The following is a 22,272-nucleotide window of genomic DNA, read 5'->3' as shown; positions in this document are numbered from 1 at the left end:
CTACTCACTTTGTAACGCTTCAAAGTCAGGTATATCCTTTAACCTATCAAACAATTTTGGTAACTCAGCCTCAGTAATTGGTGGGCTAAAATAATACCCTTGCACTATAAAACAATTATTATTTTGCAAAAATTGTATTTGTTCTATCGTCTCGACACCTTCAGCAACCACATTAAGTTTTAACTTTTGCGCCATTGCAATAATTGCAGCCGTGATTTCCATATCATTGCTATCCTCTGGAATGTCTTTTACGAATGAACGATCAATTTTTAATATGTCGACCGGGAATCGTTTTAAATAACTTAAAGACGAGTAACCTGTACCAAAATCATCTATAGAAATCGAAACACCTAATGCCTTAAGCTCATGCAACTGCGTTATTGCTGCTTCGACATTTCCCATTAGCATGCTTTCGGTTAATTCTAAATGCAGATGCTTAGCAGACACCCCTGATTTAATAATCATTTTACTAAGCATTGGTACTAAGCTAGCATCTTTAAATTGACGAGCAGATAAGTTAATCGAAATATTATTACTTCGGCCTTTCTCTTGTAATCTAACTGCAAAATCGCATGCTTCTTGAAGTACCCAAGCACCCAACTCAACAATTAAACCTGTTGCCTCGGCAATTGGTATAAACTTGGTAGGAGGAATAAGCCCCTCTGTTGGGTGAAACCACCTAAGCAAAGCTTCATAGCCAACAACATGCTGATTTCGGCTATCGACTTGTGGTTGATAGTAAACAGCAAATTGTTTTTCTTTCAATGCTTGTCGTAGTTCGTTTTCTATAAATAATCGCTCATTTGCCGCAGAGTCCAATTCTTGGCTATAAAAGTGAAATGTATTACGCCCTTTTGCTTTGGCTTCATACATGGCCAAGTCGGCATGTTTTAACAACTGATCTTCTTCAAGGCTGTCGTAAGGGGCCATTGTAATACCTATACTGGCACTAATAATAACTTCATTACTGCCAAGTTTTATAGGCACATTTAACGTTTTTTGAATCGTATTCGCAACATCGGTAGCATGCTCTTGATGCTCAATACCACTGAGTAAAACCGCAAACTCATCTCCGCCTAATCGAGCAATGGTATCTTCTGCTCTTAAACGTTTTTTGAGCCTATTTGCCACCTCTATTAACAACTGATCCCCAGCATCGTGCCCTAGTGTGTCGTTAATACGTTTAAACTCATCTAAATCGAAGTAAAATAGTGCAAAGGCATAATGCCCTCTTTCTGCAAGTGCCATCGATTTGCGTAACTGCATTCTAAAAAACGTTCTATTTGCTAAGCCAGTCAACGTGTCAAAATAAGCTAACTGCTCCATTTTACGCTGACTTTCTTTTACAAATGAAATATCTTGCGCAGACGCAACATAACTTGTTATTTTTCCACCGTCCTCGCGAATTGGAGAAACACTTAGCGAAACCCAAATGGGTTGTTTATCTAAAGCTTGAATAAGTGTATCACCACGCCAATAGTTACGACTTCTCAGATCAATGTCTATGTCTTCAACCAAAATGGCCATTTCGGAGGCAATAATACTTAACAATGGCGCTCTACTAAAGTGGCTTTCTTGATACCCTGTCATCTCAAGCATTTTAGGGTTTACATATTCTATAAAGAAGTTTTCATCGGTGATCACAACACCAGTCCCAGAAAATGCAACCGCTTTGGATAAACGATTAGCTGCTTTTTCTGCTATTTCTTTTTCTGTAATACGCATATTGAGGCCATCAATGAGTTTGCGTATTTCTACTGCCATATCTCTAAATGAGCCGTTCAATGTGCCAATTTCATCTTTATTTTCTTCAGGAAATTCAGTTGTTAACTTCCCTTGGCCAAAGTTTGTCACTGCATAAACTAAAGTATGAAGGCGACGAAGAACAAGCTGATAAAGTGCTTGATGTAGCAATAAAGCAACTAAAATCGCATATAGAATGAATAACCCAAAAAACTTAAGCTTCAGTTCTTGAAGAGCTGAGAGCGTCGATGAACGTTTTTTATAGACACCAATATACCAATCTAAACCTTCTACTTTACGGATATTAATAATATGCGCTTCACCATTTTGCTTAAATGAATTCGCGTATTCAGGTAACTTCCTTTTAGTTGCATCACTAATAATCGATTGTAGTTCTTGGTTAACAAAGTCGTAGGTTTTAAGTACTTTACCTTTACTCCCGTAACTGGCTAATAAGCTCGAACTTACTTCTGGGTGCGCTAACAACTGCCCTTTGCTATCAAATACTAATAAATGTTTTTCTTTGTCGCCCACAGGCAACTGAAATATAAGCGTATCAAGCGCAATATCATTGCCTGTTACACCTAAAAACTCATTATCGACATAAATCGGAACTAATAAACTAATAACCCATTTATGCCAAACTTTATCGTAGTAAACATTTGACCACGTTGGTTCACGGCTTGGGTTAGTTTTTCCTTGAACATAATTAAATGTAGGCCCTTTAGTGAACTTAAATCCGGCGGGTGCATTTAGTGCCCAATTAGGCGGAGATATCCGTATAAAGTTATCTTTAGTAATTAAGTAAAAATTAAAAAAATCATTAATAATTGTTGGGGAGATAATTCGCCATAATGATTCTGAGTCGTTAATTAATTGCTTATAAAAAGGTGAGTAACTCTCTTGCGGTAAATAAGCTGCTGATAAACCATCAGCAGACGCACTTCGGATTGTACCATCACTGTTAAACTGTAACTGAGACCTGTTTTTAAGATCAATTGAAACTTGTGTAGAGAACAGCTGCTCTGCAACAACTTTATTGGCCTGCTCTGCGGTATTAACTTTGCTTTTAATCAATCCATCAAATTGCTTAACAAGTAACTCTGTTGAACCTTTAAGTACTTCGTGCTCTTCAAAAACAAGTTGCTTTTCTTCTGACTTGAGCATTAAGGCAGCCGCACACACGCCCGCAATTAAACAAATTGCAGATATTAGCAATGATAATTTTACACTTAGTGAGTTAACACCAAAACGCGATGGAGGGCGTCGATACACCACAGGTCAACCTTATTAGTAATTGTTATTATTTTTAACCAGTAGCCGAAATATACCAGATCCGCTTCGTAATTATAAATTTTTTATAGTTTATCTCTAAAAAAATAGAACGATAAATATTAAATTTATAGTTAACTCATTATTTCGCATAACTGTCTGTTGACATTAATGGTAACTCTCCATACATTGTAATGATGAATATTATTTGTTCTCACACTACCTTTTCGTTTTTTAGCTTCTTTATATAAAAGAGGCTGACCTGTTTGTGAGATAAAATCAATCGAATAGTAAAGCCTCCCAACCGGGAGGCTTTTTTATTTCTGCTGCATAATAACAGCTTGTTTTTTGGAATGAGGAAACCAAAATGACCAATGATGTATTAAATACATTAAGACACGACATAAATGAAATAGATTCAGATTTACTTGTGTTGCTCGCCAAGCGCCGCCGCATTAGCCATGGTGTGGTTGAATACAAAATTGCTAATAATAAACCAATTCGCGATGAAGCACGTGAACTCGCACTTTTAGAGAAACTGATTGGTTATGGTAAATCACTAGGTTTAGATGCTTATTACGTAAATAATGTTTTTCAAACTATTTTGGAAGATTCTGTTTTACACCAACAAGCTATGCTACAAAAAAACCTTAATCCAGATGCCCTTAGTGAAACACATCGTGTAACTTACTTAGGTGGTCAGGGTTCTTATAGCCAGCTAGCATGTCATAAATACTTTAGCCGCCGCCCTGGTAAATTAGTTGAAATTGGTTGTACATCGTTTGACGAAATAACAGGTAAAGTAGAAAACGGCCAAGCTGATTTTGGTTTATTACCTATTGAAAATACCAGTTCGGGTAGTATAAATGAGGTGTTTGATTTACTCCAACACGCACAAGTATCTATTGTTGGTGAAGTAACACACAGCGTTGAACATTGTTTATTAGCGACACCTAATACAGAACTAAGCCAATTAACAAAAATATTCGCCCACCCTCAACCATTTGCGCAGTGCAGTCGTTTTTTACAAGGCTTAGGTGAGTTACAACACGAAACCTGTGACTCAACGTCAAGCGCGCTGCAGTCGGCACTAAATACGCCAATGAGTGCTGCAATTGGTTCAGCGCAAGCAGGGAAAAACGTAGGGTTAGAAGTTATTAAAACTAATCTTGCTAATCAAAGTGAAAACCATAGCCGCTTTATTGTCGTTGCTCGCAAACCACTGCAAGTTTCGAATCAAATTCCAACTAAGACCAGTTTGATCATGTCTACAAAACAACAAGCGGGGTCGCTTGCTGACGCGTTAATGATTTTTAAACAGCATAAGATTAATTTAGTTAAACTGGAGTCTCGCCCAATGCCTGGTAACCCATGGGAAGAGGTGTTTTATGTCGATTTAGAAGCAAATTTAGCGGATAGCCAAGTAAAAGAAGCGCTAGAAGAACTTAAAGAGCACACCCAATATGTACGTATTTTAGGATGCTACCAAAGCGAGTCATTGCAGGCAGTAAGCGTGAATACTCAATAAGCAATTTTATAAATCAAAAAGGGCCGATATAGGCCCTTTTAGTTAACCAGTGCTAATCTGTATAATACCAACCCGCAATAATACTTAATCAATTTGAGGGATTCCCCCCCCCATATCTAAGCAAACGGTATAACAAATATTAATCTAGCACTTTTGAATCATTCGCTTTATTTAATAAGCTTCTGCTTTGCGTTAAAAAGTGTTCTGTCGAGTCAGAAAAGTAAACTTTAGCCTGCGCAAAAGAATCAATAAGTGCTGCTTTATCTCCCGCCTTTAATTTTTCTAATGTGTTAGCAAAGGTATCTTGATACTGCGCGAGTAAAGTCTCTACATCATCAAACTGCGCTAGCATAATATCAGAGTAAAGCTCAGGTGATTGAGCAAATAAACGCCCTACCATCATTAATTCAAGTTGATAAATAGGTGATGAACAACTACGTAGTTCCTCAAGTGTATGGCTTTGTTTTGCTAAAAACTGTCCGTAGACAAAGGTTGTTAAATGACGCATTACTTGAATAATTTGCATTGCTTCATCGTGTTTTTTTGCGTCAAGCTCAACAAGCTGACAACCCCAAACCTGTAATTGCTCTAATAATCCTTTTGCGGCTTGGTGATCTCGCCCTTCACATACAACGACTGTTTGTTTTACCCAGTGTGATATGTCAGGGCCAAACATAGGATGCAAACCAACTACAGGGCCACTGTGCGCGGCTTTTAGTGCTTTAATAGGTGATTGCTTTACCGATGTAATATCAACGAGTAAGCAATCATCATCTAGTTTAGGTAACTTAGCTACTACAGCGCCCAATGCGTTAATTGGCACACTGATCATTACTAGCTTGGCACCCTTTAAAATATCTTGCGCTTCGTTTTGCTGATCTTTATCTAAAATTTTAACGTTGTAACCTGAGCGAATAAACTGCTGAGCAAATAACTGACCCATGGCACCTTGGCCGCCCACAATAACAATAGGTGAAAGCTCTGGCGCAGCACATGCAAGTTTTGCTTGTTGGTTTTGATAGGCTTCTCGCATCATGCGTCTTAGTATATCTTCAACGAGATCTGGGCTTACATTTTGATTGATTGCTTCTTGTCGTCTTGCTGCTAATAGCTCTGCTTCACGTTCAGGTGCATGTAAAGGCGCGCCTGTTTGTTGTTTTATCTCACCAATCTTTTGCGTAATACCGTTACGTTTAGCAAGTAAGGCAACAAGTTGTGCGTCGCATTCATCTATACCCTCTCTTAGCTGTGCTAAATCACTTATGTCAGCCACGTTCATCCCACCTTAAAAAAACAAATAACGTAAATATAAATTTACATAAAAGTAAACTAATCAATACGATAAATACTAACAGGATCAGGTAACTGAGAAAAGGCTAAAGCGGAAATTTTACTAATGAAGAATTGAGAATTAAGAATTGAGAAAATAATATTCTAAAACCAAAACGGGTTGCAACCCGAAGGATGCAACCCGTTTTTTTGCGTTGATAAACAGCGCGTATTAGTTAAGTTTTTCTCTAATACGTGCAGATTTACCAGAACGCTCACGTAGATAGTAAAGCTTAGCACGGCGAACTGCACCGCGACGCTTAACTGTTACGCTATCAATAAGAGGGCTGTGCGTTTGGAATACACGCTCAACGCCTTCACCGTTCGAGATTTTACGAACTGTGAATGCTGAGTGAAGACCACGATTACGCTTAGCGATTACAACACCTTCAAAGGCCTGTAGACGCTCTTTAGCACCTTCTTTTACTTTTACCTGTACAACCACTGTATCACCAGGGCCAAATGCAGGTACGTCTGTTTTAAGCTGCTCATCTTCAAGCGCTTTAATAATATTTTGGTTTACTTTTGCCATTATGTTTCTCACTTTCCTAGGTGTAACTGTCTTCTAGCCACAAGCTTTTTGGTACTCTTGCTGAAATTTCGCGAGTAATACCGCTTGCTCCTCAGTCAGAGCTAGGTTATGCAACAAGTCAGGACGTCGTAACCAAGTTCTGCCTAATGACTGCATAAGCCGCCATTTTGCTATCTCTTGGTGGTTACCACTGAGTAATACAGCAGGAACCTGTTTGTCGTCCAATGTTTCTGGTCGTGTATAGTGTGGACAATCTAACAAGCCATCCGAAAATGAATCTTGTTCCGCTGACTGGTTATGACCTAACACACCCGGCACTAATCGCGCTACTGCGTCAATTAATGTCATGGCAGGTAGTTCACCTCCACTCAAAATAAAATCACCAATCGACCATTCTTCGTCAACATATGATTCTATTATTCTCTCATCTATACCTTCATAGCGACCGGCAATCAAAATCAGTTTTTTAGCGTTAGCGAGTTCGCTAGCGCCTTGCTGATCAAGTTTGCGCCCTTGCGGGGACATATAAATTACTTTAGCACCATCACCAGCAGCTTTTTTAGCTTCGGCAATCGCTTTTTTTAATGGTTCAACCATCATTAACATACCCGGTCCGCCCCCGTAAGGACGGTCATCTACGGTTCTATGCTTATCTAAAGCGTAGTCTCGCGGATTCCAGCAGTTAAAATCAATTAAGCCATTTTTTACTGCGCGACCGGTAACACCTTGGTCTGTAATAGCGTCAAACATGTCTGGAAAAAGGCTTATCACCCCTACCCATAATGAACTAGTTTGCGTCATTAAAACCCAGGATCCCAGTCTACGGTAATTTCTCTTGCGTCGTATTTAACTTCTTTAATAACTGAATCAGTTAAAAAAGGAATCAAACGCTCAGCTTGACCAAATGCATCTTTACTATTTGCTTTCACAACTAGTACGTCATTTGATCCTGTCTCCATCAGGTCATCAACAATGCCTAAGCTATAACCTTTATCAGTTACAACCGACATGCCAATGAGATCTCGCCAATAGAACTCACCTTGCGGGAGTTCAGGTAATTGCACTGAATCCATCGAAATTTCTGCATGGGTATAAGCCATTGCTTCGTCTCGATCGTTTATTTGCGCAAATTTAGCGATAAAGCCTTTGTTGTGGCGACGCCAGTCGACCACTTCTAAGGACTGCCATTTACCTTGCTGCCCTATCAACCACGGGCTGAAATCGAAGATCCCTATGGGATCATCAGTAAATGAATGTACCTTAAGCCAGCCCTTTATACCATATGGGGCACCGAGCTTTCCTACGACAATTATTGATGAGGTGTTCTCTTGACTCATGGTTACACTTACGCCTATTAAGCCGCTTTACGAGCGTCTTTTACTAACTTAGCTACGCGATCTGAAAGAGATGCGCCCTGACCTACCCAGTGTTCAACACGTGGTAAATCTAAACGAATTTTTTCTTCTTGACCTGAAGCAATTGGGTTAAAAAAGCCTACTTTCTCGATGAAGCGACCGTCACGCGAGAAACGGCTATCCGCAACCACAATTTGATAGAAAGGGCGTTTTTTAGCGCCACCACGTTGCAAACGAATAGTTACCATACCGTCCTCTATAAAGATTGACTGTTTTCATTAATAAGATTTACTCCCCAGAATGGGGAGCTGGGGAATTGTACGAGTTTTTGGCAATAACGCAAGTAAGAAGTGCAGCAAAAAGGCAGTTTAGTAGGTTAAACCGTGATCTCAACTGAAAATTAGAGCTTATGAGGTATTACACGCATAATTTATTCAATAAAAAAGGAGCTATTTGCTCCTTTTTTGTCGTTTATTTATTCTTTCAAAAATAGCTAAAGGCTAATATTTAAAATTTAGGGCCGCCGCCGCCCATCATTCCAGGAGGTAACATGCCTTTCATACCGCGCATCATTTTGGTCATGCCGCCTTTGCCTTTCATTTTTTTCATCATTTTTTGCATTTGCGTAAATTGCTTAAGCAACTTATTAATTTCTTGTACCTGTGTACCTGAGCCAGCTGCAATACGTTTTTTACGCGAACCTTTAATAATTTCTGGGCGTGCACGCTCTTTTTTAGTCATCGAGCTAATAATAGCTTCCATTTGGATAAATGTTTTATCACCCATTTGACCTTTAACTGCATCTGGTAAGTTAGACATACCAGGGAGCTTATCGAGCATCGACATCATGCCACCCATATTTTTCATTTGCTTTAGTTGATCCGCAAAATCATCAAGGGTAAAGCCTGCGCCTTTAAATACTTTTTCAGCAACTCTGGCAGCTTGCTCTTTATCTACTTTCATCTCGACTTCTTCGATTAATGAAAGTACATCACCCATGCCTAAAATACGTGACGCTATACGGTCAGGATGAAAAGGTTCAAGTGCGTCAGTGCGCTCACCAACACCCATAAACTTAATAGGCTTACCTGTGATATGACGAATAGATAAAGCCGCACCACCACGTGCATCACCATCAGTCTTTGTTAATATAACACCGGTAAGTGGTAATGCCTCGTCAAATGCTTTAGCTGTATTTGCCGCATCTTGACCTGTCATTGCATCAACAACAAATAATGTTTCAATTGGGTTGATTGCTTTATGAAGGTCTTTAATTTCGTCCATCATGTCACTATCGACATGTAAACGCCCTGCGGTATCAACAAGTACTACATCGATGAATTTCTTTTTTGCATGAGAAATAGCTGCTGTTGCAATATCTACAGGTTTTTGCGAGATATCACTTGGGAAAAAATCAACATCAACTTCAGCAGCAAGCGTTTCTAACTGCTTAATTGCCGCAGGACGGTATACGTCGGCACTCACTACTAGTACAGATTTTTTCTTACGCTCTTTTAAAAATTTTGCAAGCTTTGCGACACTGGTTGTTTTACCTGCACCTTGAAGACCAGCCATCATTACAACCGCAGGCGGTTGCGCGTTTAAGCTTAGCTCTTCGTTTGCTTCACCCATCGCTTTTTCAAGCTCTTCGCGTACTATTTTTACAAATACTTGGCCTGGGCTTAAGCTTTTTGTAACTTCAACACCGACTGCACGTTCCTTTACTTGCTTTACAAAGTCACGAACAACTGGCAACGCCACATCGGCTTCTAAAAAAGCCATACGCACTTCACGAAGAGTGTCTTTAATGTTGTCTTCAGTTAGGCGGCCACGACCACTGATATTTTTTAAGGTTTTACCTAATCGTTCTTGGAGGTTCTCAAACATGTATCGGTTCCGATAAGACGTTATATCAATCTAATTACACAGCTTTTTTATTTAGCCATCCAATTAAGGATATTGATATTATTAAATTTGAATTAAAAACAGTATACCGTAAATGGTGCCGGACAATACAGTGTTCAAGTGCCGCTAGTTGAGTTTCTTTTTTTAAGGTCTATCCATTTGCTTTGCTATAAAATACAATGCCAATATAACAACAAGGATTTTTTGACTCAAATTAAGTGGCCCAAGCACAATGCTGATTATTAGTTTAACTATTATTGCCAGTTTATTTTATGTGTTAGCAACGTCTCACGTGCTATCACGACTGTTTCATCAACAAGGCCCTAGCCAGAAAGTAACTGTAATATTAAGTACGGTTGCTATATTGGCGCACATGCTGCTGTTAGTGAATTCAGTGTTTCGATCCGATGGTCAAGATTTAAGTATCGTTAATGTCTCTTTACTTACCTGTTGGGTTATTGTTGTATCTGTCACAGCCGTGTCATTAAAGTTTCCGGCGACCCTATTACTTCCGGTTGTTTACGGTTTCGCAGCACTTCTAACTATCGCTAGTTTATTTATACCGCACCATCTTTTGTTGCAAAGTATAAATGTTGAAATAGGTTTAGTGACACATATCTCTATTTCTTTACTCGCATACTGTATTTTGATTATTGCTACCCTATATGGCGTACAGTTTTACTTTATCGATAAACGATTAAAACGAAAAGATTTAGCAATTGTACACAGTCATTTACCCCCTCTGATGGTTGTTGAGCGCCAGCTCTACCAACTTTTAAACTTAGGGACAATCCTTCTTACTTTTGCATTATTGTCAGGGTTTTTATTTCTTGATGGGATGTTTGCTAAAGAGTTTATCCATAAAACGATACTGTCGTTAATCGCGTGGGTAATTTTTGCTGTTGTTGCATTAGGTCATATGAAAAAAGGTTGGCGAGGAAAACCGGTCGTTATTACAATTATGATTGCTGCATTTATCCTCACACTTGCTTATTTTGGCAGCCGTTTCATACAAGAAGTAATACTAAATAAGTTTTAACTTGACTCTGCTTGCTCACTCTAGCTTAATACGCATTGATTTATAAGAAAAGGATCCATCGTTGGACGACATATCGACAAGTACCCTATTTATCATTTTAGGTTTTTTGGTGCTTTTTTCTGCTTACTTTTCCGGCTCTGAAACCGGAATTATGTCAATCAATCGTATACGCTTGCGACACCTCGCTAAAGAGGATCATCGTGCAGCTAAACGAGTCAGTAAATTACTTAGCCGTCCAGATAGGCTCATCGGTTTAATCTTAATCGGTAATAATCTTGTTAATATAGCAGCAGCCCAAGTGGCTACGATTATAGGCATTCGCCTTTACGGTGACCTTGGTATTGCTATAGCAACGGGTGTGTTAACTTTAGTCGTGCTTATATTTGCCGAAGTAACTCCGAAAACCCTTGCTGCCCTCTATCCTGAAAAAGTGGCCTTTCCAAGCTCAATAATACTTAAAGGGTTACTAAAAATTCTATTCCCTTTTGTCGTTGTTATTAACTGGATGACCAACGGAATACTGCGATTATTTGGTATTAGCGCCGCTCAAATAGACGAACACAGTATGAGTAAAGAAGAATTAAAAACCGTACTCAATGAGTCAGGCGCACTTATTCCTGCACGCCACCAAAGCATGCTCACCTCAATTTTAGACTTAGAACAAGTAACCGTTGAAGATATCATGATCCCACGTAACGAAATTGTGGCGATAGATATAAATGATGATTGGAAACTAATTAGCCGCCAGTTAACTCATGCACAACATACCCGTGTGTTGTTATACAGAGATAACATAGATGATGCCGTCGGTTTTATTCACTCACGCGATGCGCTTAGGCTTCTTACAAAAGAGCAGTTTGATAAACCTTCGCTGCTACGTGCTGTACGTGAAATTTACTTTATTCCTGAAGGTACGTCCCTTAATACTCAACTTTTAAAATTCCAATTATCTAAAGAACGTATTGGCCTCGTCGTTGATGAGTACGGTGATATTCAAGGCCTAGTAACCCTTGAAGATATTTTAGAAGAAGTGGTTGGCGATTTTACAACAACACAAACACGCACTCCGAGCGAAGAAGTAACAACCCAAACTGATGGTTCTTGTATTGTGGATGGCGGTGCTAACGTACGCGATTTAAATAAAGAAATGGGTTGGGATTTCCCACTTGACGGTCCTAAAACATTGAGTGGTTTAATTGTTGAATATTTAGAAGATATTCCTGATGCAAATATTAGTTTACGTATTGCGGGATACCCTGTTGAAGTACTTGAAGTAAAAGAGAACATGATTAAACAGGTAAAAATACATCCCAATAAACGAACTCGTTAAAGTAAAAAGGAGCCAAATTGGCTCCTTTTTTAGTAATGAAAATAATTAACCTAAACTCTGGTTAGGGGATTTTCAGTAAATTCAATGCAGTTAACGCTGAAAATAGCTACTCGAGATAGATTTATTATCCAGAATTCAGATTAATTAGCTAAATAATCGCTCTAACCATCCTTTATCAAGCTCTTCTTCACAACGCTTTAATTGCGCGCCATAGCGACTAGCTCGGTGTTTAACTTTATTTGCGACGCCCATTAGCCATTTTTTCTTTTTATAAGTACCACGCTTATATCCGCCCCAGCCTTCGTGATAATTAAGATATTGCGCATAAGCATCCCATTTAGAAATACCATTCACTTTATGCGTTTTATAAACAAACCATGCCATAAAATCTATTGCATCATCAAAGTCATCTCTATCAGCACCATTATTACCTGTTTCGCGAATATAATCTGCCCATGTAGGAGTCTTTGCTTGCGAATAACCATAAGCGTCACTGGCACGCCCAGTTGGAATTATCCACAAAAAGTATTCCATTGGTGGCGCTGCATCGTGTTTAAATGAGCTTTCTTGATACATCATGCTCATTAATACATGCTTAGGTGAACCCCACTTTTCTTGAGCGTCTCTTGCATCGAAATACCAATCGGATTTTTCCTTAAAAATCTTACAAATATCATTCGGTTGCTTTGGTGGTGCTGTAGCGCACCCCGCAAGAGTAATAGCTAGAGATAACATTAGTGCATTTTTTTTCATGTTTTTAGATCTCACTGAACTTTTATAAAAAGTGTGGGTCTGATTTTATAATGCAGCAGTACAGCATTGTTTCATCCCTGAAAAGTATTTACGCAGCCAACTTGGGCTGCGTTTTTTTGTCTAAAAATAGTGGGCATTAAACTTACTTACTGGCAAAATATGCATCTAAGAATGCTTTAAACGATTGCGTATCCGCTTGCTCAATTGCCACTTGTGCCTCATTAGACTCTATAACTTGTTGTTCCAGCCAAGGCTTTAAAAACTCACTATAGTCAGTTTCAGCATGACTTTTTTTATACTTATTAGCTAATGCTAATGCGAAGTGCCCGTTATCTAAACCAGATTCTTTTAGTTGTGAAACGTAACGTCCCGAGTAAGTTAGTGCGGGGTTATCAATCCACGTTGCCATACGCTTTATAGTATCTGAGTAATAATTAACACCGTAAGCATTATCCATCCATTTAGCAACATCCGTTAGCTGGGTAAATATTTCGCCCCCCCACGACTGCAGGCTTCGTTCTTCGTTATTAAAGTTAAGCATTAGTCCTTCTTCTCGACCTTGATTTACTACTGTGTCGAGGTTTTCAGTACTACGTGCTTGTTCTTTCCAATCCATTGGAGCTGAATCTTTTAATAAACAATATGTTAAAAATACATCTAAAAAGTGAATTTGCTCTATATCAATACCCACTTCGCTAAAAGGGTTTACGTCTAATGCGCGAATTTCTACATACTCAATGCCAGCTCTAAGCAGCGAGTCTGTCGGCGTTTCACCATTTTTAGCATTTCGTTTAGGGCGAATTGGTGAGTAAAATTCATTTTCTATTTGCAAAATATTTTTATTAAGCTGCTTAGGAGCTTCACTCGTATAATCGTCAATATCGCTATAGATTTCAGATGGGGTATTGATCGCTTTTTTCAAACCCGCTACATATTCATCTAGTGAATTATACATTACGCGCAATGATGACTGTGCGCTATTTGTATACCCCAGATTACCTAAACGAAGTGCAGTACCGACTTCTAAATAAAGTGTACCTTTCCCTAATTTTTTAAATGGCAAGTCGGTTTTGCGACCTTGTAAAAATGAATTACATAGCGCCGGAGATGCACCGAACATATAACTTATTAACCACAGCTCGCGTTTAAAATTACGGATCAGTGCTAAATAACCATCAGAGATAAAATCTTGTAAACTGGCGTTACTTTGTTTTAGTGAATGAATTGATTGCCAAAGTGTGTCAGGAAAAGAAATATTAAAATGTACGCCTGCAATTGCTTGCATCATACTACCGTAACGATTTTTTAACCCTTCACGGTATAATGTTTTCATTTGACCAGTATTTGAGCTGCCAAATTGTGCTAATACAATATCATCTTGATGTTCAATAAAGCACGGCATGCTAATAGGCCACAGCAATTCATCGCCCATTTTTTCTAAAGTGAATTTTTGCAAATCTTTTAATTGCTTAAGTGTCTGTATAGACGATTCGCTAACAGGGGTAATGAACTCAAGCAAAGACTCAGAAAAATCAGTGGTGATATGCCCATTAGTTAATGCACTTCCAACCCCTTTAGGATGCCCTTGAGCTGATATAACACCATCGTTTTTTATTCTTAACGACTCTCGCTCAATACCACGCTTAATGCCTTTAACTGCGTGTTTATGCTCATTTGCTGATAACGCGTTTAGCGTATTTGTTAAATCATGTGTTGTCAAAAATGCTTCCTCGGGCCACGTGGCTTAATCATAGGGTTATGGGGGCTAATTACCTAGACTCAAGATTAAATTGCTAAGAACAAAACAATTTCTCAAAATTAATTATCATTTATCCAATTTGGATATGCGTTTGATATGGCAGGCATCATACAGTAAACCCTAATATTGCCACCGCTCTTAGTATTATACAATTTTTTTGCATGGGTATTTAACCTAAAAAACGGAAGACTCACACGACTCAAAATCTCTCATTGCAGTACTTACGGTGTTGAATCTACTTGCAGTCGATTCATTTTAATCTGCGTTCAGAGTAAAGATTAAATTTCATCAATAAATAGACCGGCACTTACACGATATTGGCTCACCTAACTTTTAATAATCAGCCTAACAATTCAATTACTTGATGTAGATCATAAAAATATGAAATTTAAATTATAAGTACTAAAGAAATACTTTGTTTTTTTGCTTTGTAGTTAACAAGCAATATAATGACGCCAACGATAAAGGATGATAAAAAATACAATGCGCAATAATAAAAGCTTAAAAAATGAAGAAGTCCATTTTGATGAGTCACAAGAACTTGTTTCTACGACTGACCTAAGGGGAGTAATAACTTATGTTAATCAAGAATTTTGTATCATCGCTGGATACACCTCAGAAGAACTCATAGGAAAAAATCATAATATAGTACGTCATCCTGATATGCCTAAAGCAGCATTTAAAGAAATGTGGGAGATCTTAAAACAAGGCCATTCTTGGCGAGGTATGGTAAAAAATCGCTGTAAAGATGGCCGCTACTATTGGGTTGATGCATTTGTAACGCCTATTTTTGAACATGGTCAGCTTATTGGCTATCAATCTGTAAGAACAAAACCAAGCCAACAACTAAAACAACAAGCACAAGACTTATATAATAAAATAAATGCGGGTAAGTCACTATTTAGCCTCAAAGAACAAACAACAAGAAGACAAAGCATCAGCTTTGTATGCGTATTACTATGGCTAATTTATATTGCTCTATTTGGTTCGCTAAGCATTGCCTTAATAAACTTATTTATTTGCTGTTTAGTCATTGCTCTTAATTATGAAGAGCTAATTGTGACACCTAAAATATTACGTGATCAAAAAGCTAAGTCTGATTCGGTATCTCGTTATATTTATAGCGGCTATAACCCGCATAGTATAAGTGATTACAGAGAACAAATGATCAGTGCAAAATTACGTACTGTATTGGGTCGTATGAAAGATTCAACATTAAGCTTTAATAACATTGCGACCGACTTAGATAAACAATCCGCGATGACTGAAAAAGGTATTGCGGCACAAGGTGAGCGTTTAGAACAAATAGCATCAGCTATGGCACAAATGAGCTCAACAATTGGTGAAATATCAAATAGCACCACAGAAACAGCAGATAAAGTAAACCTCACTCACCAAAGCTGCTCTGATATTAAAAATCATATTGCCGAAAACAGTATCATGGTGTCTGATTTAGCAACACAGGTGGAACAAGCCGCGACAACCGCAAGCAGCTTAGCTTCTGAGGCTGATAAAATAGGTCAAGTGATGAGTGAAATTGAAGGGATTGCGGATCAAACAAACTTACTGGCATTAAATGCAGCAATAGAAGCAGCAAGAGCAGGCGAACATGGCCGAGGCTTTGCCGTTGTAGCAGATGAAGTAAGAACCCTGTCGTCAAGGACTCAAAATGCAACAACACAAATCCATAGCTCAATTAAAGAAATACAAGATACCTTATTTAGCTGGTCTAAAGTAATGCAGAGCACTAAAACTCAAGCCGATACTTGCGTAGATACAACCGCTAAAACTCAGATCGAACTTGATGGTATTTTTGTTCAAATAAGTGAGATTTCTCAGCTAGCAATTCAAATATCGACTGCAGCAGAAGAGCAACAGGTAGTTAGTAATGATATTGGTAATAATGTATCGCAGATTAAGGGGTTTGGTGACGAAAATCTCAATTTAAGTTTTAATGTCGCAAAAGGTGCAGCAGAGCTGGTTGAAGGTTCTCGTAAAGTAAATGACCTTTTACTTACGTTTAAAGTTTAAATTAGCACCTATAAAAAAGCCGCTGATTGAAGTGGCCCACAATAATTGGAATGTCCAACTATTGGGTGTCACTTTAGGTAGCGGCTTTATATATTTAACTTCTATTGATTAGCGATTTGTAAATACTAGACCTTCATCGGTTGCATCAATAATGATAACACTGCCAGGTAGATAATCACCACTGAGTAACTTTTGCGCGAGTGGATTTTCAATGGTTTGTTGAATCGCACGTTTAAGTGGACGCGCGCCATAAACGGGATCAAAACCACTTGCTGCAATGCGTTCAAGCGCAGTGTCTGTTATTTCCAGTAAGTAACCCATTTCAGTTAAACGCTCACGTAATTTCATTAACTGAATATCAGCAATCTCTTTGATATGTTCGTTAGCTAATGGATGAAATACCACCGTCTCGTCTATACGGTTTATAAATTCAGGCCTAAATTCATTTATTAATACATCCATCACTTTAGCTTTAAGTGTTGTGTAATCATTATTTCCAGCCTGCTCTTGAATAATATCTGAGCCTAGGTTTGAAGTCATAATAATAACGGTATTTTTAAAATCAACGGTTCTACCTTGTCCGTCGGTTAGACGACCATCATCTAATACTTGCAGTAAGATATTAAATACATCAGGGTGTGCTTTTTCTATTTCATCAAGCAATATAACTGAGTAAGGTTTACGACGAACAGCTTCTGTTAAATAACCGCCCTCTTCGTAACCCACGTAACCAGGAGGTGCTCCAACTAAACGCGCAACTGAATGTTTTTCCATAAACTCAGACATATCGATACGCACCATGGCATCTTCGGTATCAAACATAAAACCAGCCAGTGCTTTAGTTAGCTCTGTTTTACCAACCCCCGTTGGGCCTAAAAATAAAAATGAGCCAATCGGACGGTTAGGATCAGCAAGTCCGGCACGAGAGCGGCGTATTGCGTTAGAAACAGCAACAACAGCTTCATCTTGGCCTATTACCTTACTGTGTAACTTATCTTCCATTTGCAGTAGCTTTTCACGCTCACCTTGTAGCATTCTCGATACCGGTATACCGGTCCAGCGAGAGAGTATTTCTGCTATTTCATCCTCACCGACTTGGTTTTTAAGCAGAGTCATTTCTTGCATTTCGGCTTGTGAGGCTAAATCAAGTTTTCGTTCAAGTTCAGGGATACGCCCGTATTGCAGCTCTGACATACGCTGTAAGTCACTTGCCCTTCGCGCTACGTCTAAATCTAATCTCGCTTGTTCAAGCTCTGCTTTAATTACTTGCGTGCCTTGAAGTGATGCTTTTTCAGCATTCCATATCTCGTCTAGCTCACGATATTGCCCATCAAGGTCGGTGATCAACTCTTGCATTTCAGCTCGGCGTTTTTGGCTTGCTTCGTCTTTTTCTTTCGCTAGTGCATTATCTTCTAACTTTAGTTGGATAATACGACGTTCGAGTTTATCTAATGACTCTGGTTTTGAATCAATTTGCAAACGAATTGAAGAACCCGCTTCATCTATTAAATCAATCGCTTTATCTGGTAATTGACGATCACTAATATAGCGGTGAGATAACTGCGCCGCAGCAACAATCGCGGGATCTGTAATTTCTACTGAATGATGTAACTCATATCGCTCTTTTAAGCCGCGTAATATAGCAATGGTATCCTCGACTGAAGGCTCTTCAATGAGTACTTTTTGGAAGCGACGTTCAAGCGCTGCGTCTTTCTCTATGTATTTACGGTATTCATCAAGCGTGGTTGCGCCAACACAGTGTAATTCACCTCGCGCTAATGCTGGTTTTAGCATATTGCCCGCATCCATGGCGCCGTCACTTTTACCTGCCCCCACAATGGTGTGTATTTCATCAATAAATAAAATGACTTGGCCTTCTTCTTTAGCCAATTCATTTAATACTGATTTTAAACGTTCTTCAAATTCGCCACGGTATTTAGCACCCGCAACTAACGCGCCTAAATCAAGTGATAGTACGCGTTTATTTTTTAATCCTTCTGGTACTTCACCATTAATAATACGCTGCGCTAAGCCCTCAGCGATTGCTGTTTTACCAACGCCAGGCTCACCTATTAGTACAGGGTTGTTTTTAGTCCTGCGCTGCAGAACCTGAATCGTACGGCGAATCTCATCATCACGGCCTATAACAGGGTCAAGCTTACCCTGCTCAGCGCGTTCAGTTAAATCAATGGTGAACTTTTCTAATGCTTGGCGTGTTTCTTCTGCATTTGGATCATCAACTTTTTGACCTCCACGAATCGCCTTAATCGCACTCTCAACTTTGGTGGCAGTTATATTTAACGCTTTAAAAATAGTCCCAAGCGGGCCTTTATCATCACATGCAACAAGTACAAATAATTCACTAGAGATGTATTTATCTTTACGCTTTTGCGCATATTTATCGCATAAGTTGATAAGCGACACCATGTTATTGGACAGTTGAACATCACCGCCGACCCCTTCTACTTTAAATAGCTTTTCTATTTCTTGGGAGAGCTTGGTATTGAGTTCGTCTGCACTTATGCCTATTTGGGCAAATAGCGCTCGAACACTTGACCCGCTTTGCTGAAGCAATGAGTACATTAAGTGTACAGGTTCAATAAATTGATGATCGCGGCCAAGTGCCAGCGATTGCGCATCAGAAAGCGCAGATTGAAATTTACTTGTAAATCGATCTAAACGCATAAGGGTTTACCTATCAAATAATCTAATTGCTTAATTAATGGGTATGTTTAGGCGTTTGTTCAAGGTGTAGCAGAAAATATAATCACAACAATGATAAATTACTTGCGCCAGATCAAACTTGCCATGCGTCCAGTTTGGCCATCACGACGATAAGAAAAAAACAGGTCTTTGCGAGAAACAGTGCAGTACTCTCCCCCTGTAATTTTTTTTATACCTGATTTATTTAGTAATATACGAGCAATATTATAAATATCGGCAAGGTATTTGTGGTTAGTATGTAGTTTAAACGCTTCAACAAAAAGAGATGATTGTGCTTGAAATAGCTCAAAAACGTCTGAGCCAACTTCGAATTTATTTGGACCAATAGCAGGACCTAACCATGCATTGATATCCTCATGCTTTGCATCAAAACAATCAAGAGTACTTTTAATTATACCCTGCTCTAACCCTCGCCACCCTCCGTGAATGGCCGCAACTTCATTGCCATCATTACTACTTAATAATATGGGAAGGCAATCAGCAGTCATAATAGCAAGTGGTTGATCAATTAGTTGTGTATAAAGAGCATCAGCATTATGTAACTCAGTGAAGTCAAAATGCTCATCAACAATAACAACATTGTTACTGTGAACTTGATTTAGCCATACCGCTGGTTTTGGAATATGCGTATTTAACAATGCGCGATTTTTTAATACGTACTCTTTATTATCACCAACATGAAGTCCAAGGTTTAAACTTTTAAATGGGACTTGAGAAACACCACCTTCACATGTAGTACTTAACGTACCTACATTATGAAGGTTTTGCCATGTCGCTGATAATAAATGCACTATCTATCTATATCAGGATTAGCTTTGGTGTCTTCGCGTAGGGCTAGCGTCATAGCAACCATATCATCAGGTATAGGCGCTTGCCATGTCATCATTTCACCCGTAATAGGATGAGCAATGCTTAATTTAACCGCGTGGAGAGCTTGGCGTCTAAAACTACGAAGTAGCTCAAATAACTCAGGAGTTGCACCTTTTGGTGGACGCGGACGGCCGCCATAAGACTGATCACCTATTAATGGGTGATTTAAGTAAGCCATATGAACACGAATTTGGTGTGTACGACCGGTTTCTAAGCGCAAACGTAAGCGAGTATGTGCGCGAAACTTTTCAGCCACACGGTAATGCGTAATAGCAGGTTTGCCCATTTCATGAACAGCCATGTGTGTACGCTGTGTCGCATGGCGACCAATAGGCTTTTCAATCATGCCACCAGCGGTCATGGTTCCATTACAAAGTGCTTCATATTCACGCGTGAAGTTTTCACGTTTTTGTAGTGCTGTCACTAAATGCGTTTGTGCAGGGATCGTCTTAGCCACAACCATTAATCCGGTCGTATCCTTATCTAACCTGTGCACAATACCAGCTCGCGGAACATTGATAATTTCCGGGTAGTGATGTAATAGCGCATTTAATACTGTGCCATCAGGATTACCCGCCCCAGGGTGAACCACAAGCCCCATTGGTTTATTAATTACCAAAATATGATCGTCTTCATAAACTATGTTCAAATCGATGTTTTGTGCAAGGTATTCTCGCGGTGCTTCAATAGTTGTTTCAACATTAAGAAGCTCACCACCTAATAACTTAGTACGTGGTGTGTTTAATATTTCGCCATCAACAGTAATTTTATCATCCAAAATCCATGTTTTTATACGTGAACGTGAATAATCAGGGAACAATTGCGCTAATACTTGGTCTAGACGTTTACCACCTAAGTCAGTTGGAACCTCGGCTTGAAGAGAAATTTGCTCTGTCATTAGTAACTTTACCCAATTTACCAGTGCAAGCTTTGCTCGACTGGGTTAGAATCGCTTTTAATAAAAGCATAATATAATACGTATAGTTTACTCGGTTTTACCGACTTGGCCTAGCCGAAGACATCGAAGGTAACAAATAAAATGATAAATAAAATAGGGAAACGTGCATTTGCCATTGTTTTTTCAGTTTCTGTACTTAGTTTAGGCGCTTGTTCGTCTGCGCCTGACCAAGAAGATATTCAACGTGTACCAAACAGATCAGCACAAGCTTTGTATGAAGATGCAAAAGAAACACTAGATTCTGGTTTATATGCACGTGCAATTGAGCTTCTAAGTGCAATAGATTCTCGTTATCCATTTGGCCCGTTTTCTAAGCAAGTACAAATGGATTTAGTGTATGCGCATTATCAATCGGGTAATACAGAGCAAGCATTAGCAACAGTCGATCGCTTTATACGCCTCAACCCAAATCATAAAGATTTAGATTACATGTATTACATGCGTGGTTTGGTAAACATCAAAGCAGACAAAAATGCATTTCAAGAATACTTTGGTGTAGATAGAGCTGACCGTGATGCAAACCGAACACGTGTTGCATTTACCGATTTATCAACATTGGTTAAACGTTTTCCAGATAGTGATTATGCACCAGAAGCTAAACGTCGTTTGGTGTGGCTGTTAAACCGCATGGCACGTTACGAATTAAAAGTAGCGACTTACTATTACGAACGTGAAGCTTATTTAGCAGCAGCTAATCGTGGTAAATTTGTTGTTGAGCATTATTCACAAAGCAGCTATTTAGACCCTGCACTTGAAATGATGGAAAAAAGTTACGACAAACTAGGGTTAACTGAACTTAGCAAACATGCAAAGCAAACGCGAAAACTGAATAATAGAACCAAATAGAAAAAGCGCTTGTAAGCTGCCTCTTATACACAAACCCCTGCTAAGTAATTAGCTGGGGTTTTTTATTAGGGGTGTGTGCAGGACACGGGATCTTTGCTCAATTTTGACTTGTTTTCTCACGGATGTAAGCCAATAGCATCAAACAGGGGCAGTTACCAAGCCCACTAAGTTACAAACCTCGCGCCGCGATTAAACCCCCTAAATAGAACAAATTTTAAACCTGAAAGGTAATACCAATCTGCTTATATATGGGGTCTATTTAACGTTAAGAAAATTACGCTAGAACTAGGCAAAAATT

17 protein-coding genes are annotated in these 22,272 nt (G+C 39.0%); 5 read left to right on the top strand and 12 right to left on the bottom strand.

Annotated features, from left to right (window positions below):
• Complete coding sequence (locus DO88_RS04915; RefSeq protein ID WP_007378352.1) at positions 1-3,021, bottom strand: bifunctional diguanylate cyclase/phosphodiesterase; 3,021 nt, start codon at positions 3,019-3,021, stop codon at positions 1-3.
• 361 nt (positions 3,022-3,382) lie between these two features.
• On the opposite strand from DO88_RS04915, the gene DO88_RS04920 reads away from it, so the two are divergent.
• Positions 3,383-4,543 (top strand): chorismate mutase, encoded by a 1,161-nt coding sequence (locus tag DO88_RS04920; protein WP_007378353.1) that lies wholly within the window; start codon positions 3,383-3,385, stop codon positions 4,541-4,543.
• 139 nt (positions 4,544-4,682) lie between these two features.
• On the opposite strand, the gene tyrA is transcribed toward DO88_RS04920, so the two are convergent.
• From tyrA to ffh, 6 genes are all read right to left on the bottom strand, one after another.
• The gene (gene tyrA, locus DO88_RS04925) at positions 4,683-5,816 is read right to left on the bottom strand and encodes a bifunctional chorismate mutase/prephenate dehydrogenase (protein ID WP_033040283.1); all 1,134 of its coding nucleotides are present in this window, start codon (positions 5,814-5,816) and stop codon (positions 4,683-4,685) included.
• 228 nt (positions 5,817-6,044) lie between these two features.
• A complete protein-coding gene (gene rplS / locus DO88_RS04930; RefSeq protein ID WP_007581406.1) occupies positions 6,045-6,404 on the bottom strand; it encodes a 50S ribosomal protein L19 in 360 nt (119 codons plus the stop codon).
• Between the two features lie 33 nt (positions 6,405-6,437).
• Positions 6,438-7,205 (bottom strand): tRNA (guanosine(37)-N1)-methyltransferase TrmD, encoded by a 768-nt coding sequence (gene trmD, locus DO88_RS04935; protein WP_008135721.1) that lies wholly within the window; start codon positions 7,203-7,205, stop codon positions 6,438-6,440.
• Entirely contained in the window at positions 7,205-7,741 is a 537-nt protein-coding gene (gene rimM / locus DO88_RS04940) for a ribosome maturation factor RimM (RefSeq protein ID WP_033040265.1), read from the bottom strand. The genes trmD and rimM overlap by 1 nt, the downstream gene beginning before the upstream one ends.
• Positions 7,742-7,758: 17 nt before the next feature.
• Complete coding sequence (gene rpsP, locus DO88_RS04945) at positions 7,759-8,007, bottom strand: 30S ribosomal protein S16 (RefSeq protein WP_002962192.1); 249 nt, start codon at positions 8,005-8,007, stop codon at positions 7,759-7,761.
• A 259-nt stretch (positions 8,008-8,266) separates the two neighbouring features.
• Positions 8,267-9,646, bottom strand: a complete 1,380-nt coding sequence (gene ffh, locus DO88_RS04950; RefSeq protein WP_008135724.1) for a signal recognition particle protein — start codon at positions 9,644-9,646, stop codon at positions 8,267-8,269.
• 250 nt (positions 9,647-9,896) lie between these two features.
• Between ffh and DO88_RS04955 the strand changes: the two genes are divergently transcribed.
• Positions 9,897-10,703: a cytochrome C assembly family protein gene (locus DO88_RS04955; protein ID WP_007378359.1), complete on the top strand. Its 807-nt coding sequence runs from the start codon at positions 9,897-9,899 to the stop codon at positions 10,701-10,703.
• 61 nt (positions 10,704-10,764) lie between these two features.
• Entirely contained in the window at positions 10,765-12,033 is a 1,269-nt protein-coding gene (locus tag DO88_RS04960; protein ID WP_008135726.1) for an HlyC/CorC family transporter, read from the top strand.
• A gap of 144 nt (positions 12,034-12,177) precedes the next feature.
• On the opposite strand, the gene DO88_RS04965 is transcribed toward DO88_RS04960, so the two are convergent.
• Positions 12,178-12,786, bottom strand: a complete 609-nt coding sequence (locus DO88_RS04965) for a transglycosylase SLT domain-containing protein (protein WP_007378361.1) — start codon at positions 12,784-12,786, stop codon at positions 12,178-12,180.
• A 142-nt stretch (positions 12,787-12,928) separates the two neighbouring features.
• Complete coding sequence (gene gshA, locus DO88_RS04970; protein WP_033040263.1) at positions 12,929-14,506, bottom strand: glutamate--cysteine ligase; 1,578 nt, start codon at positions 14,504-14,506, stop codon at positions 12,929-12,931.
• Between the two features lie 522 nt (positions 14,507-15,028).
• On the opposite strand from gshA, the gene DO88_RS04975 reads away from it, so the two are divergent.
• Positions 15,029-16,576 (top strand): methyl-accepting chemotaxis protein, encoded by a 1,548-nt coding sequence (locus DO88_RS04975; protein ID WP_033040261.1) that lies wholly within the window; start codon positions 15,029-15,031, stop codon positions 16,574-16,576.
• Between the two features lie 108 nt (positions 16,577-16,684).
• On the opposite strand, the gene clpB is transcribed toward DO88_RS04975, so the two are convergent.
• The 3 genes from clpB to rluD form a co-directional block, all read right to left on the bottom strand.
• The gene (gene clpB, locus DO88_RS04980; protein ID WP_007378364.1) at positions 16,685-19,261 is read right to left on the bottom strand and encodes an ATP-dependent chaperone ClpB; all 2,577 of its coding nucleotides are present in this window, start codon (positions 19,259-19,261) and stop codon (positions 16,685-16,687) included.
• Between the two features lie 98 nt (positions 19,262-19,359).
• The gene (gene pgeF / locus DO88_RS04985) at positions 19,360-20,091 is read right to left on the bottom strand and encodes a peptidoglycan editing factor PgeF (RefSeq protein WP_033040259.1); all 732 of its coding nucleotides are present in this window, start codon (positions 20,089-20,091) and stop codon (positions 19,360-19,362) included.
• The gene (gene rluD, locus DO88_RS04990) at positions 20,091-21,068 is read right to left on the bottom strand and encodes a 23S rRNA pseudouridine(1911/1915/1917) synthase RluD (RefSeq protein ID WP_007378366.1); all 978 of its coding nucleotides are present in this window, start codon (positions 21,066-21,068) and stop codon (positions 20,091-20,093) included. The genes pgeF and rluD overlap by 1 nt, the downstream gene beginning before the upstream one ends.
• A 141-nt stretch (positions 21,069-21,209) precedes the next feature.
• Here rluD and DO88_RS04995 point away from each other — a divergent pair, with 141 nt between their 5' ends.
• Complete coding sequence (locus DO88_RS04995; protein WP_007378367.1) at positions 21,210-21,974, top strand: outer membrane protein assembly factor BamD; 765 nt, start codon at positions 21,210-21,212, stop codon at positions 21,972-21,974.
• The last annotated feature ends 298 nt before the right edge of the window (positions 21,975-22,272 follow it).

Origin of the sequence: Pseudoalteromonas sp. S3431, from assembly GCF_000690035.1 — a bacterium.
Lineage (GTDB): Bacteria > Pseudomonadota > Gammaproteobacteria > Enterobacterales > Alteromonadaceae > Pseudoalteromonas > Pseudoalteromonas fuliginea.
The sequence above is the reverse complement of the archived record's forward strand: the minus strand, read 5'-3'. Positions and strand labels throughout refer to the sequence as shown.